This window comes from Ideonella azotifigens, assembly GCF_006519715.1.
Taxonomy (GTDB): domain Bacteria; phylum Pseudomonadota; class Gammaproteobacteria; order Burkholderiales; family Burkholderiaceae_C; genus Ideonella; species Ideonella azotifigens.
This window is the reverse complement of record NZ_VIDT01001190.1, coordinates 1-1017: the sequence shown is the minus strand read 5'-3', so window position 1 is coordinate 1017 and position 1017 is coordinate 1. Positions and strand designations below refer to the sequence as shown.

The following is a 1017-nucleotide window of genomic DNA, read 5'->3' as shown; positions in this document are numbered from 1 at the left end:
CGCACCTGGGGCCGCACGCACGAGCTGCAGGCCCAGTTGGAGCGGCTGGCGCAAGGTGCGCAGGAAGATCCCTTCCATGCCGAACTGCTGGGCCAGATGCAGTTCTGGGTGCTGGACACCAGTGCCGATGCCGGTGAACTCTGGCCTGCCACGCCCACCGCCGCACTGGGCCTGAACCTGCGGGTGCTCACCGGCCCGAACCTGGGCGGCGGCGGCAATGCCAGCCACCTGATCCACCAGTTGCTGCAGCACTGCGACGCCACGCCAAAAGAGGCACCTCAGGAAGTGCTGATCCTGGACGACGACCTGGTGCTGTCGATGGAGTCGCTGGCGCGGCACTTCATGGCCTGCGCCTACCGGGCAGTCGAACACGTGGCCAGCCTGCCGGTGCTGATGAAGAGCAAGCCCACGCAGGTCTGGGAAGACGGCGGTTTCTGGGGCCGGCTGAACTTCCACGCCCGCGGCGATTTCGGCCGCAAGCGCAACCTGTTCCCGCACCTGCTCAAGCATGGCCTGTCGCTTGAGAACTTCGCCCACCTGGACGAATTCGGCCCGCTGAACCACTGCGAATACACCACCTTCATCTTCTTCGCGCTGCCGCTGGCCACGCTGCGCCGCATCGGCCTGCCGGCGGCGTTTTTCCTGCGTGGCGACGACATCGAATTTTCGCTGCGCGCGCAGGCCGCCGGCGTGCCGGTGATCACCAACCCCAACCTCGCCGCCTGGCACGAGCCCGGCCATTCCTATGGCCAGGAGTACATGGCCATCCTGCATGCGGTGCTGATCAACCTGACGCATTCCGACGGTGGTGCAGCCGAGCTGGCGCGTTGGTTCGAGCAGCGCATGGTGGAGCACGGCTCGATCGACGACCTGGCCGGCATGCAGCTCTACCTGCGCGTGCTGGAAACCCTGCTGGACCGCGAAAGCCTGGTGCTGACGCCGCAGTTCGAGCAGCACTACCTGCGGGCCCTGCCGGCCTGCCTGGCCGCCCGCATGAGCCCGCTGCCGGAGGCCGAC

The 1017-nt window shown here is 67.3% G+C and carries 1 protein-coding gene; it reads left to right on the top strand.

What is annotated here, in order from left to right; genetic code table 11:
* On the top strand, nt 1-1017 hold a 1017-nt coding region (locus FKP22_RS33310), incomplete at both ends, for a glycosyltransferase family 2 protein (protein WP_170201212.1).